The organism is Kribbella sp. NPDC026611, from assembly GCF_040638345.1.
Lineage (GTDB): Bacteria > Actinomycetota > Actinomycetes > Propionibacteriales > Kribbellaceae > Kribbella.
Map to the genome: position 1 here is coordinate 157,161 of NZ_JBEZYC010000009.1, position 12,919 is coordinate 170,079.

Below are 12,919 nucleotides of genomic sequence, written 5' to 3' on the forward strand. Positions count from 1 at the left end.
CGTGACGGGAGTCATCTATTCGCTGGCAATCGGCTGAGAATCTGCTTCGCCCTGCTCACAACGGGCGCGGGGGTGCAGAATAGGCCGCGATGCGTGCTCTTACCAAGGTCTTGAGCGGATCCGGTCCGCGCCACCCGCGATGGTTGCTGTGGGCGAGGTACTCGGCGTCCTCCGTAGTCGCCACCGTGGTCAGCCAGGTGGCGTTCGCTCTGTGTTACTGGTTCGGGACGCCGGCGATCGCCGCGACGCTGGTCGCGTGGCTGGCCGGAGCGGTCCCGAACTACGTGCTGAACCGGCGCTGGACCTGGGGGCGCAGCGGGCAGAAGTTGCCCTACACAATGATCGTGATCGGCTCGGCGGTCACGGCCGCGGTGGTCACCTCGGTGACCGACCACCTGGTGCAGCCGGTCGGGTCGTACGCGTGGAAGACGGCTCTGGTCACCGGTTCGTACCTCGGCACCTACGCGGTGCTGTTCATCGTGAAGTTCCTGCTGTTCGACCGGCTGGTGTTCGCCAGGTCTTCGCGCGCCGACGAGCCCGCCCCAGCGCGTACTCCCGTAGCCACGTAGTCGTCATCACGCGGCCGTAGTTCGCGCCGTACACCAGCCCTGGCCCCTTCTTGCTGATGCCGTCGCCGCGGCGCCGCATCGTCATCGGCAGCTCGACCACCCGTGCCCCGAGCGCGAGCGCACCGAGCAGGAGCTCCGACGACTGGTACTGCGGCTCTCGCAACGTCACCGCGGTCGCCAGCTCGGCCCGCATCGCGCGGAACCCGAACGACGTGTCCGTCAGCTTCCGCCGGGTCAGAACTGACGCCAGCGCAGCGAAAACGCGGACACCGACCCAGCGCAGCCGGCTGTCCGCGTCCTCCGCACCGAGCCGGCGGGACCCGGTCACGAAGTCGGCCCGGCCGAGCAGGATCGGCTCGAGCAGCACCTCCAGCTCGTCGTTGTCATACTGCCCGTCCGCGTCGGTGGTGACGATGTACTCCGCTCCGCCCGCCGCGGCGAGGTGGTACCCGAGCCGTAGCGCGGCGCCCTGTCCGCGGTTGCTTGGGGCAACGCAGACGTGGGCCCCGTTGTTCTTCGCGATCTCAGCCGTGTCGTCGGTGGACCCGTCCACCACCACCAGGACGTCAACGGCTAGGCCGGCGCAGGTGCGGGGCATGTTCTGGAGCACCGGGCCGATGCCGCCCGCTTCGTTGTACGCGGCAATCACCACGACGACCGGAGCGAAGTCGCGTTTGCCGAAGTCCTGCACAGCAAGGGAATCCACGGTGTCCGGATAGTCGGCCATCGCCGGGCGGGCCTGGTCCTTGCCGAGCAGTGCGCGCAAGCCGATCGCGCCGGCCAGCGGAAAGAACACAAGTCCCGGCAGTTGGTAGCGCCACGAGAACTCGAAGGCTGCTGATCCGAGCAACAGGATCACGCCAGCTTCTGCGGGCAGCAGAGCGGCCGACCGGAGACCAGAAGTCTTCGCCCGACCCAGTCCAGCTACCGCTGCGAGTGCCAGCAGCACGCAGAGTCCCAGGAATGAACCAGAGGCGTAGCCACCGTGCAGCTGATATGCACGCAGGATTGCCGCGGGCACGTGCGAGACCTGCGGCTCGGAGCCGCCCCACTTCACCGCTGCCTTGGCGGTGTTGGAGTCCTGCAGGTTGGGATAGGTCAGCTGGAACTGCCAGCGGTCCAGCGGTACGTCGTTGGGTGAGCTGGTCCGCGTCGGCGCGAAGCCCTTGGCGAAGTCCTTCAGCGCCGCCCAGGTGACGTCGACCGGCTGGTGCGTGATCACCAGATGCGCGAACTCGGTCGCCAGCTGGCGTTTCGTCGTACCGGGTGGGAGCGGACCGGGCCAGTTCGGGTCGCCGTAGTGGTTGTGCGCGTACTTGTCGACGCCGAGCCGCTGACCGAGAGGCTCCTTGGGGCAGAACAGCCGGGTGCCTTCGTTGAGCGGCAGCTTGGCGCAGTCGGCGACCGTAGCGGTCCGTCCGTAGAGGACCTGGTTCTCGGCACCGGTGAAACCCCACCGGCCGGTCTCAGAGTGGTAGTAGCCGACGTATGCGCCGAAGACGATGACGAAACCGGCTATAGCCGCGGCTGTTCGGCGTACGACGTCCATGCGGCGCTTGCGCCAGGCGTTGCCGACCACGATGAGGTAGAGCACCACAGCGATGAGCAGAACCATGCCGATCGCCCGGACCGCGAAGGCGGCGCCGATGAGTACGCCGACCACCGCTGCACGCCGCCAGCCGGGGACACCGCGGGCCAGAAGGAGCCAGAGGACCGCCACCAAGATCGCGTCGAAGGTGGTCTCCGCCATGATGTTCTGCTCGATCTGCACCTGGTAGGCGTCGAGCAGGATCGGCGCGGCAGCAACTGCGGCCAGCCAGCGGTACACAGTGAGGCGGCGGGCCAGGGCGTAGATCACGACCCCGAGCGCGAGGCCGACGAGGTGCTGCACGATCACCACGCCCATCAGCCCACCGGCCGAGACCAGTGGGCCGAGGACGAGGTCGTAACCGATCGGGTTGAGCTGGTCCGGGCTCAGCTTCTCCAGGTTGGTCAGGTACTGCACCGAGTCGGAGTAGATGATCGCCGGGCGGTAGGCGATGACGGCGAGGACGCGGAGGACCAGACCCGCCACGAGGAAGACTGCGAGCAGCCAGTGCTTCCTCACGCTTGTTTGAAGTATTGCCACGTCCGCGCCAGACCGTCCTCGAGCGACACCGTCGGCCGGTAACCGAGGTCGTTGGTGATGTCGACGACGACGGCCGGCATCTCGCCCGCCGGCGCCTCGATGTGCTCGGCCGGCACCGGGCAGCCGGTCACCGACCGCACGGTGTCGATCAGCTCGAGCACGGACACCGACCGGCCCGAGCCGATGATCGCGCGGCCGTCGTACCGGGTGTCGAGCGCGCGCAGCACGCCGCTGACGACGTCGTCGACGTACACCAGGTCGCGGCGCTGCTGCCCGTCGCCGTACACCCGGACGCCGGTGCCGGTGAGAGCTGCCCGCATCATCCGCGGGACGAAGCTGTCCTTGTGCGACATGCCCGGTCCGTACACGTTGGTGAACCGGAGCGCGGCGGTGGCGATCCCGTAGCTCCCGGAATACGCCGAGAGCAGCATCTCGCAGGCGGCCTTAGTGGCGCCGTACGGCGTGAGCGGCCGGAGCGGGAGGTCGGCGGTGATGGTCGACGTACCCACGTTGCCGACGACCGCGTTGGTCGAGGCGAGCACGAACCGGTCCACACCACTGCCCCGCGACAGCTCCAGCAGCACCTGCGTGATGGTGACGTTCTGCGCGAAGGTCTGCATCGGTGCGTCGACCGACCGCAGCACCGACGTCAGCGCGGCCAGGTGCACCACCGCGGTCGGCCTGGTCTCGAACGCGGCGATGCAGGTCTCCTGCTCGGCCAGGTCTCCGGTCACCACGTCCACACCGTCGCCCCAGGACGGGTCCGGCGGCTCGCGATCGACCGCGGTCACGGCCACGTCCCGCTCCCGCAGAGCAGCCACGACGACCCGTCCGATGAACCCCGAGGCCCCCGTGACCAGCACACGTTCGTCCATGCCCTCAACCTACCGCCGGTGTGTCGAACCACCATCACGTGTCGACAGTGCGCTACGAACTATTGACCAGGGGTGACTGCAGTAGGGAGGATCACCCCGGGCGCGGGCTGACAACCTTGTCATCGGGGCCGCGCACCCATGCCGGGGGACAGCTGTCGCGCCCGGTCCGGCCGTGCAAGGAGCGTGGATGAAACTCCGCCGCCCACTGGGGCTCGTCGCGTCTCTGAGTCTGGTTGTGACAATGTCATCTGCCATGACGTCAGCCCACGCCGCACCACCCGCTGCCGGAGAGCAGCCGGTGGTCAGCGGTACGTCGTACTTCACTTCGTTCGAGTCCGGGCAGCCGCAGCCCGGCCCGGCGGACACGGTCGAGACCGGTCCGGACGGGAAACCGCGCGCCGACGGCGTCCGCGGTCCGACGCCGACCGGGATCGGCGGCAGCGAGATGGACAAGGTCACCAAGGTGACCGCGAACGGTGAGAACACCGGTGGCGGCGAGATCGCCACCAACGCCGCCGACGGTGACAAGTTCACCAAGTGGCTGGTGTTCCAGCCGACCGGCTGGCTGGTCTACGAGACCTCGGTCCCGGTGGTGATCCGCAAGTACGCGCTGACCTCGGCAAACGACGCCGACGGCCGCGACCCGCAGAACTTCACCGTCCAGGGGTCGAACGACGGCACGAACTGGACCGTGCTGGACACCCAGACCGGCCAGAGCTTCGAGAACCGGTTCCAGACCAAGGAGTACAGCTTCGCGAACGAGACGCCGTACAAGTTCTTCAAGCTGGACATCACGCTGAACCACGGCGAGAACATCGTCCAGCTCGCGGACTGGTACCTGTCCAACGGCGCCCCGCTGCCGCCACCCGGCCCGGTCGCCGAGTCGCGGCTCGACTCCGGCCCGACCAGCGCGTACAACGCCCGCGCCCGGGTCGGCTTCACCGGCGTCAAGTCCTTCCGGTACGCCGGCCACCAAGAGGCCGAGGGCCGTGGGTACACCTGGAACCGGATCTCCGACGTCGACCTGAAGGTCGGCAAGGACACCCGGCTGTCGTACAAGATCTTCCCCGAGCACGTCGACGGCGACCTCAGCTACCCGAGCACGTATGCCGCGCTCGACCTGGCGTTCTCGGACGGCACGTACCTGAGCGACCTGAAGGCGCGCGACCACCACGGGTTCGTGCTGAGCCCGCGCGGTCAGGGCGAGGCCAAGGGCCTGTCCACCAACCAGTGGAACAACGTCGAGGCGGACCTCGGCAAGGTCGCGGCCGGGAAGACGATCAAGCGGATCCTGATCGGGTACGACAAGCCGACCGGGCCGGCCGACTTCCGCGGCTGGGTCGACGACATCCGGATCGCCGCCGCGATCAACCCGGACCGCGCGGCCCAGAAGACCGCGGCCAAGCACCCGTCCGACCTCGCGCTGACCACCCGTGGCACGAACGCCACCGGCGGGTTCTCCCGGGGCAACAACTTCCCGGCGACCGCCGTACCGCACGGCTTCAACTTCTGGACGCCGGTCACGAATGCGGGGTCGACCTCTTGGCTGTACGACTACGCCAAGGGCAACAACGAGGCGAACAAGCCGACCATGCAGGCGCTGTCGATCAGTCACGAGCCCAGCCCGTGGATGGGTGACCGGCAGACCTTCCAGGTGATGCCGTCGACGGCCGACACCCCGACCGCGGACCGCAAGGCACGCGCATGGTCGTTCAGCCACGACAACGAGGTCGCCCGGCCGTACTACTACGGTGTCACGTTCGACAACGGCAACGCGGCCGAGATCGCGCCGACCGACCACGCGGCGATGCTGCGGTTCAGCTTCCCGGCCGGCAAGGCGTCGCTGGTGTTCGACAACGTCAACAACAACGGCGGCCTGACACTCGACCCGGCCACCGGCGTGGTGACCGGCTACAGCGACATCAAGAGCGGGTTGTCCACAGGTGCCGGCCGGCTGTTCGTCTACGGCGTCGTCGACCAGAAGGTGCTTGCCTCCGGCAAGCTGGCGAACGGTGGTGGCGCCAACGTTGGTGGCTACTTCATGTTCGACGCCAAGACCACCCAGGTGCAGCTGCGGATCGCGACCTCGCTGATCGGCACGGAGCAAGCACGGAAGAACCTGGAGCTGGAACTTCCGGCCGGATCGCGGTTCGGTCGGGTCAAGGACGCCGCCCAGGCCGCGTGGGACGCCAAGCTGAACGCGATCGAGGTCGAGGGCGCGACGGCCGACCAGCTGACCACGCTGTACTCGAACCTGTACCGGCTGTTCCTCTACCCGAACAACGGCTCGGAGAACACCGGTACGGCCTCCAAGCCGGTAATCACCTACGCGTCGCCGACCTCGCCGAAGGTGGGTGCCGACACCCCGACCACGACCGGCTCGAAGATCGTGGCCGGCCAGACGTACGTGAACAATGGCTTCTGGGACACGTACCGCACGGTGTGGCCGGCGTACTCGCTGCTGGCTCCGGAGGCCGGTGACCTGGTCAACGGGTTCGTCCAGCAGTACAAGGACGGCGGCTGGATCTCCCGCTGGTCCTCACCCGGCTACGCGAACCTGATGGTCGGTACGTCGTCCGACGTCGCCTTCGCGGACGCGTACCTGAAGGGCGTCAAGGGGATCGACATCCAGGCGGCGTACGACGCGGCGGTCAAGAACGCGACCGTCGTACCGCCGTCGGAGAACGTCGGCCGCAAGGGGATGGACCTGTCCACCTTCAACGGCTACACGGCCAACACCACCGGTGAAGGCTTCAGCTGGTCGATGGACGGCTACATCAACGACTTCGGCATCGCGAACCTGTCGAAGGCGCTGTACGACCAGGCGAAGAAGAACGACCCGCGCAAGCAGGAGTACCTGGACAACTACCAGTACTTCCTGAACCGGGCCCGCAACTACGTGCACCTGTACGACCCGGCAGTCGGGTTCTTCCAGGGCAAGGGACCGGACGGCGTCTGGGGCAACTCCCCCAGCACGTTCGACCCGCAGGACTGGGGCCACGACTACACCGAGACGAACGCGTGGAACATGGCGTTCTCGACGCCGCAGGACGGGGCCGGCCTGGCCGCGATCTACGGCGGCCGGGACGGGCTGGCGAAGAAGCTCGACGAGTTCTTCAGCATCCCCGAGGACGCGCTGCACACCGGTGGGTACGGCGGCACGATCCACGAGATGCTCGAGGCCCGCGACGTCCGGATGGGTCAGTACGGGCACAGCAACCAGCCGTCGCACCACATCACCTACATGTACGACGTGGCCGGACAGCCGTGGAAGACGCAGGAGAAGGTGCGTGAGGTGCTGTCCCGGCTGTACCTGGGCTCGGAGATCGGGCAGGGGTACCCGGGTGACGAGGACAACGGCGAGATGTCGTCGTGGTTCCTGTTCAGCTCGCTCGGCTTCTACCCGCTGCAGGTCGGTTCGCCGACGTACGCGATCGGGTCGCCGCTGTTCACCAAGGCGACGGTCCGGCTGGCCAGTGGCAAGAAGCTGGTGATCAGCGCGCCGCAGAACTCGGCGAAGAACATCTACGTCAAGAGCGTGCGGGTGAACGGCCGCCCGTGGTCGTCGACCGCGCTGCCACACGACCTGATCGCAAACGGAGGCAAGCTCGAGTTCGAGATGACCGACCAGCCGACCAAGTGGGGCACCGGCCGCAACGACGCCCCGCCGTCGATCACGAAGCCGGGCGAGGACCCGGCGACGTGGCACGACTCGACCTCCGACACCGGCGCCGTCGTCGGTGCGGGCGACGGCTCCGATGTCACCGCGCTGACCGACAACGACGCCAAGACGCAGGTCACGCTGACCGGTGCGGCACCGACCGTCACGGTCGCCCTGCCGCAGGGCCGGCCGGTGGGCATGTACACGCTGACCAGCGGCGCCACTGGGGTCGCTCCGTCGGCGTGGGAGCTCCAGGGCTCGAACGACGGTACGACGTGGTCCACGGTGGATCGCCGTACCGGTCAGAGCTGGGCGTGGGCGTCGTACACCCGCTCGTTCAGCGTCGCCTCGCCCAAGGCCTACACGCAGTACCGCCTGGTGCTGACACCGGCCGCGGGAGCCAGCGGCGTCACCTTGTCCGAGATCGAACTGCTCGGCACCCTCAAGGGCATCGAGCCCGGCACCCACCCGAGCGACAAGCGCGTCGCGGAGACCGAGCCGAGCCCGACCCCGTCGCAATCGATCGACCGCAACTACGGCTGACCGATTCGCCGGTTCCTGTCACTTGTAGTGGCAGGAACCGGCGAACCTCAGCAGCGTGCTCATGGTCCAGCCGAGGTTGTACGCAGCGTTGGCGACGATCACGAGCCGCTTGCTGTTCCCCTGCCGGACGAACACCTCGCCCCGCCCCGCCTGGTCGCCCTGGGGCGCGTTCGCGGTCACCGCCACGTTCTTGCCGGCCCGCACCTTCGGCAACTGTGCCCACGGTGTCCCGAACTTCTCCGGCTCGAGGCCGTTGCCCACGTCGTAGAGCTCCGACGCCCGGACGTTCAGCGTGGTGGACGCGTCGTGGTACTTCTTCGGGTCCAGCTTGGGGTCGCGCAGCTCCTGCTGCTGCCACTCGCCGGCGTACGACACCCGGGCGATCCATCCCTGCGGGATCAGGTCACAGGTGATCTTCCCGGGGAAGGCCTTCGTGTTCGGCACCAACGGCACAGCGTGCACCGGAACTACCGGGCCCGGCCGGTGATCGCTGGTGTTGCCGCCGACCACCCGGTACGGCGTGGGCGTCGGGCTGGGCGTGGCTGCGACCTGCCCCTGCGTGGCGCCACCGGGCCAGAGGTTCCAGCCGACACCAACGACCAAGGCGGTGGCAACAGCGGAGGTACCAACAGCGGTGAAGCGGCGGCGACGGACGGCGCGTCGACCGCGCGCGAGGTCGGCGGCGGGATCTTGGTCTGCGACGCCGGGGTCGCCGGCGGCCTCGTCGAGGAGGTCTTTGAGGTCGGTCATCGTACGTTCTCCAGGGTTTCGAGGGGGTCGTTCAGGAGATCGCGCAGGGTGGCGAGGGCCCGCGACGTCTGCGACTTGACCGTGCCCGGCGAGCAGCCCATCAGCTCGGCGGTGGTCTGGATGTCGAGGTCGCGGAAGTACCGCAGCACGACGACCGCGTGCTGGCGGCGCGGGAGCTTGCTCAGCGCGTCCAACACCGAGAGCCGGTCGGCGGGGTCCTGGCTCGGCGGCGGTGCGGCGTCGTGCAGGTCCGCGGTGGTCGCTTCGCGCCGGCGCCACATCCGCCGGCGTTCGTCGAGGAACGCGTTCACCAGGATCCGGTCGGCGTACCGCGCCGCGCCGTCCTCCCGCCGCACCTTGCCCCAGTGGACGTAGAGCCTGGTCAGCGCGACCTGGACCAGGTCCTCGGCCCAGTGCCCGTCCCCCGAGGCGAGCAACCGGGCGGTCCGCAGCATGCGGCCGCGGTGGGCGCTCACGTACTCGAGGAACTCCGTGTCGCGGTCGCTCACGGTCCGCCCTCCCTTGTCGGTGATCTCCACCCTGGAACTACTGGGTGAGCACCTGGGAAGGTTGCAAGGCGGCGGACGTGCGACGAGGGCGGCGTGCTGCTCGCCGCCCTCGGAGGTCGCCCGGCGGAGCCTGCCCCTGAGAGGTTCCGCCGGAAGTAATGAGGGGTGGCGGTCCCCGCCCGGACTGCCACCCCTTCATCCCTATCGACGTGCGAGCACCGCCGCGGGTTGCCTCCGGCGGAAAGAGTCCACATGCCGGACAGCGGGCGCCTAGCCGGACCAGCGGCCGGTGAAGAAGCCGGCCGCCCAGATGGCGGCCAGTGGGATCGCGACGGCTAGGTACAGGCGGCCGATCCACCGGTGGCGCCGAGCGAGGACGGCGAGGCCGATCCACAGCGGCCACCAGAGGAGGGTGGCGCGGGTCAGCGAGTAGACCCAGAACGACGTACAGAACGCGCCGACGGTGGCTGCGACCCAGGTGGCCTCGCCCCAGGACCGGCGCCAGAGCAGCCAGGCGAGCAGCAGCAGGCCGATGAACAGCGTGACCAGCTCGGCGCGGAACATCCAGGTCCAGTCGCTCCGCTCCGCCGGGAAGTGGCCCTTCGTCGCGGCCTCGACCGTGTGGACGAACGAGGTCCACGGCCAGGTGAACTCGCGCGCCCAGCCCTTCTCCTGCGCCTCCTGCCAGGCGAACCACGAGCCGTAGACGTGCTTCAGGTAAGCCATGAACCCGAGCACCGGGACCGCCGGCAGCAGCAGCCACGGCGCCGACGCCCAGTCCCGCTTCTTCGAGGTGACGAACTCGACCACGAGCGCGACGGCGAGGAAGATGCCGGACACCCGGACGGTCGAAGCCAGCGCGACGAACAGCGCGGCGCGGCCCCAGCGTCCTTGCCGGGCGGCGAGCCAGGCGGGGAATGCGAAGGCGCAGAACAGCGCCTCGGTGTACCCGGCGGCGAGGAAGACGCCGACCGGGGCGCCGTACCAGATCATCGCCGCGTTCGGGCCGATGCCCTTGAGCTCGGGGAACTCGTACTGCGCCAGCCGCGCGAGGTACACGCCCGCGAACGCGCTGGCGACGGCGGAGACGACGATGCCGGCCGCGACGTACCCGATGCCGGTCCAGCTGACCACGCGGACGAGGAACGGGAAGCCGGGAAAGAACGCAGCCAGCGGCGCGCCCGACGGCTCACCGTGGGTGTAGCCGAACTCGGCGACCGCCTTCAGGTGCCAGACGTCCCACTGCAGCCACGCGTGCCAGACGTTCGGGTAGTCCTTCCCTGGGTTGAACAGCAACGGCGCCGAGATCGACAGCAGAAAGATCGCGACCCGGGTAACCAGCCACCACCCCAGGACCTCCCGCGCCGGAGCCGACGGCAACCATCGCTGCCACCGAACCCCGTCGACCCGGGCCCGCCGCGCCCGCCCCGACCGCGGCTCCTCGTCCGCGGCCGCCCGCTCATGCACGGCTCCACACACCAAACTCCGCCCGAGTCACACCCCTATCGTGCCCCATCCGTTCCACGTGGAACGCCCACACCAGCTGATCAGTCAGGAGGTGATGGTGTGTTACTGGCCGCCGGCACCGGGCTTCGGGGTGCCGGTGTCTGTTGGGTTGGGGATGGTGGGCCAGGGGGGTTTCGTGGTTTTGGTTTTGGTGGGTGTGTTGGTGGGCTTCGTCGGGGTGGTGGGCGGGGTGCTGCTCGGGGGCGGGGTGCTCGACGGAGGAGGCGTGTTCGTCGGGGTGGTGCTGGGCGGGGGTGTGCTGACCGGCGTCTTCGACGGCGTGTACGTCGGCGTCGGGCTGTCCTTGATCGCGTCCTCGTTCGGCTCGGGGAACTTGGACTTGTCGACGCCGTCGAGGGCGTTGGTCATGTACGCCAGCCAGGTCTTCAGCGGCCAGGTGCCGCCGAAGAACGCCTTCTCGTCGGTGTAGGCGTCCAGGTTGCTCTCACCGGTGCTGCCGGCGCGGTACACCACCGAGGTCGACAGGTCGGGTGTGTAGCCCGTCCACCACGAGGTCAGGGTCGCCGACCCCTCCTTGCAGCCGTCACACGCCTTGTTCTTGGCCCGGTCCTCGACGGCGACGCCACCCGCCGTGCCGGTCTTGCCGGCCACCGGCCGGTCCAGCTCCTTCGCGCCGGTACCGGTACCGTCGGTCACCACGTCCTGGAGCACGTAGTTGACCATCTTCGCGACCTCGGGATCGATCGCCTGGGTCTGCTTCGGCAGGCTGACGAGGCCCTTCCGCTTGGCTCCGTCAGCGGCCGTCCAGAGGACCTTGCCGTCGGGGCCGACCACCTTGTCGATGGTGTGGACCTGTCGGTGGACGCCATCGGCAGCGAACGTCGCGTACGCCGAGGCCATGTCGACGGCCGAGGCGTACGCGTTCGGGCCGAGCACCGTGGACGGGTTGGTGCGGTCGTTCTCCAGCGCCTTCGTCTTCGGGATGCCCGCGGCCACGGCGGTGTCGACCACCTTGGCCGGGCCGTCCTTCATCTGCTTGTCGACCAGGTCGTAGAACGCGGTGTTGATCGACTGCTCGGTTGCCTTCAGCAAGGTGACGTCGCCGTAGTCCTGGTTGAACTCGTTGCCGAGCCGGAGGCCGCGGACCGTGATCGGGCTGTCGCCCTGCAAGGTGTCGTAGATCGACCTGCCGTCCGCGAGCGCCGCGGCCAGCGCGAAGGGCTTGAACCCCGAACCGGGACGGGCCCGCAGGGTGGCCCAGTTCAGCGGGCTCTTCAGGAAGTCAGGACCGCCGTACACGGCGAGCAGCCCACCCGAGCTCGGCTGCACCGCGGCCATACCGACGTGCAGACCGGCACGCTTCTCGGGCAGCTCGTTCTGCGCCGCCTTGAGCATCTTCTTCTGCTGGCCGTAGTTGAAGGTCGTGGTGACCTTCAGACCGCCACCGCTGATCTCGTCGTCGTCGAAGCCGATCTGCTCCAGCTCGTCGCGGGCCATGTCCAGCAGGAAGCCGTTGGGGCCGGCGAAGCGGCTGCTCTTCTTCTTCGGGTTCAGCTTCGGGAGTTTCTGGCTGTACTGCGCCCGCTGCACCTCGGTGATCGTGCCCATCTGCTGCATGCCGTCGAGCACGTAGCGGTAGCGCTCGATGATCCGCTGCTTGGTCCGGGCGTCGGTCTTGTCGACGTTGAACAGCAGCGGGTTGTTCAGCACGGTGGCGAGCAGCGCGGACTCGGGGACGGTCAGCGTGTTCGGGTCCGGCTTCTGGAAGTACGCGTCGCCGGCGGCCGAGACGCCGTACGCGCCCTTGCCGAAGTAGATCGTGTTCAGGTAGCCCTCGAGCGTCTTGCTCTTGTCGCCCTGGCGGCCCATCTTGGTCGCGATGAACAGTTCCTTGAACTTGCGGTCGACCGTCCGCTCCTGGTTCAGGTACATGATCTTGACGTACTGCTGGGTGATCGTCGAACCACCCTGCAGCTGCTGGCCGCGGGCGATGTTCCAGGCCGCGCGGACCATGCCGGACGGCGAGATGCCCGGGTTGGTCCAGAAGGTCCGGTCCTCGGCGGCGATCATCGCGTCCTGGACCCGCTTCGGGATCTTGGACAGCGGCAGCGTGTGCCGGTTCTGGTCGTAGAACGAGCCCAGCGGGTTCTTCTGGTCGGCGAACGTCACCGTGGTGGTGTTGGCCGCGAACTCCTTGTTCGGGTCCGGGATCTCGGTGGACTGGTAGACGATGAAGAACGTCGCGACACCGGCGATGATGCCGAGGAAGAAGAGCGCGGCCAGCCAGCCGACCAGGCGGACCGCCCAGTGCCTCTTGTGCCGGCGCGAAGGGGTCGCCTTACGCGCCGGGGCGGCCTTCCTACGGGCTTCGCTCACAGTCCAGTCCTCGACGATCTCACGGAAGTCATTGCCCCAAA

General features: G+C 68.4%; 8 protein-coding genes. 2 read left to right on the forward strand and 6 right to left on the reverse strand.

Annotated elements, in window-relative coordinates; all coding sequences use genetic code 11:
* Positions 1-89: 89 nt before the first annotated feature.
* Positions 90-569: a GtrA family protein gene (locus AB0E69_RS32095; RefSeq protein ID WP_360154705.1), complete on the forward strand. Its 480-nt coding sequence runs from the start codon at positions 90-92 to the stop codon at positions 567-569.
* Here AB0E69_RS32095 and AB0E69_RS32100 read toward each other — a convergent pair.
* Entirely contained in the window at positions 475-2,676 is a 2,202-nt protein-coding gene (locus tag AB0E69_RS32100) for a glycosyltransferase family 2 protein (protein ID WP_360154708.1), read from the reverse strand. The two genes, AB0E69_RS32095 and AB0E69_RS32100, sit on opposite strands and share 95 nt — an antisense overlap.
* On the reverse strand, positions 2,673-3,572 hold the full coding sequence (locus tag AB0E69_RS32105; protein WP_360154711.1) for an NAD-dependent epimerase/dehydratase family protein: 900 nt from the start codon (positions 3,570-3,572) through the stop codon (positions 2,673-2,675). Before AB0E69_RS32105 ends, AB0E69_RS32100 begins: the two co-directional genes overlap by 4 nt.
* A gap of 253 nt (positions 3,573-3,825) precedes the next feature.
* Here AB0E69_RS32105 and AB0E69_RS32110 point away from each other — a divergent pair, with 253 nt between their 5' ends.
* Complete coding sequence (locus AB0E69_RS32110; protein ID WP_360154714.1) at positions 3,826-7,776, forward strand: GH92 family glycosyl hydrolase; 3,951 nt, start codon at positions 3,826-3,828, stop codon at positions 7,774-7,776.
* Between the two features lie 18 nt (positions 7,777-7,794).
* On the opposite strand, the gene AB0E69_RS32115 is transcribed toward AB0E69_RS32110, so the two are convergent.
* The 4 genes from AB0E69_RS32115 to AB0E69_RS32130 form a co-directional block, all read right to left on the reverse strand.
* Positions 7,795-8,526, reverse strand: a complete 732-nt coding sequence (locus AB0E69_RS32115; protein ID WP_360154717.1) for a hypothetical protein — start codon at positions 8,524-8,526, stop codon at positions 7,795-7,797.
* Positions 8,523-9,035, reverse strand: coding sequence for a SigE family RNA polymerase sigma factor (locus AB0E69_RS32120; RefSeq protein ID WP_360154720.1), 513 nt, complete (start codon positions 9,033-9,035; stop codon positions 8,523-8,525). The genes AB0E69_RS32115 and AB0E69_RS32120 overlap by 4 nt, the downstream gene beginning before the upstream one ends.
* Positions 9,036-9,305: 270 nt before the next feature.
* Positions 9,306-10,502 carry a mannosyltransferase family protein gene (locus AB0E69_RS32125; protein ID WP_360154723.1) on the reverse strand — a complete coding sequence of 399 codons (1,197 nt, stop codon included), beginning with the start codon at positions 10,500-10,502 and terminating at the stop codon, positions 9,306-9,308.
* Between the two features lie 102 nt (positions 10,503-10,604).
* Positions 10,605-12,878: a transglycosylase domain-containing protein gene (locus AB0E69_RS32130; RefSeq protein ID WP_360154726.1), complete on the reverse strand. Its 2,274-nt coding sequence runs from the start codon at positions 12,876-12,878 to the stop codon at positions 10,605-10,607.
* Positions 12,879-12,919: the final 41 nt, after the last annotated feature.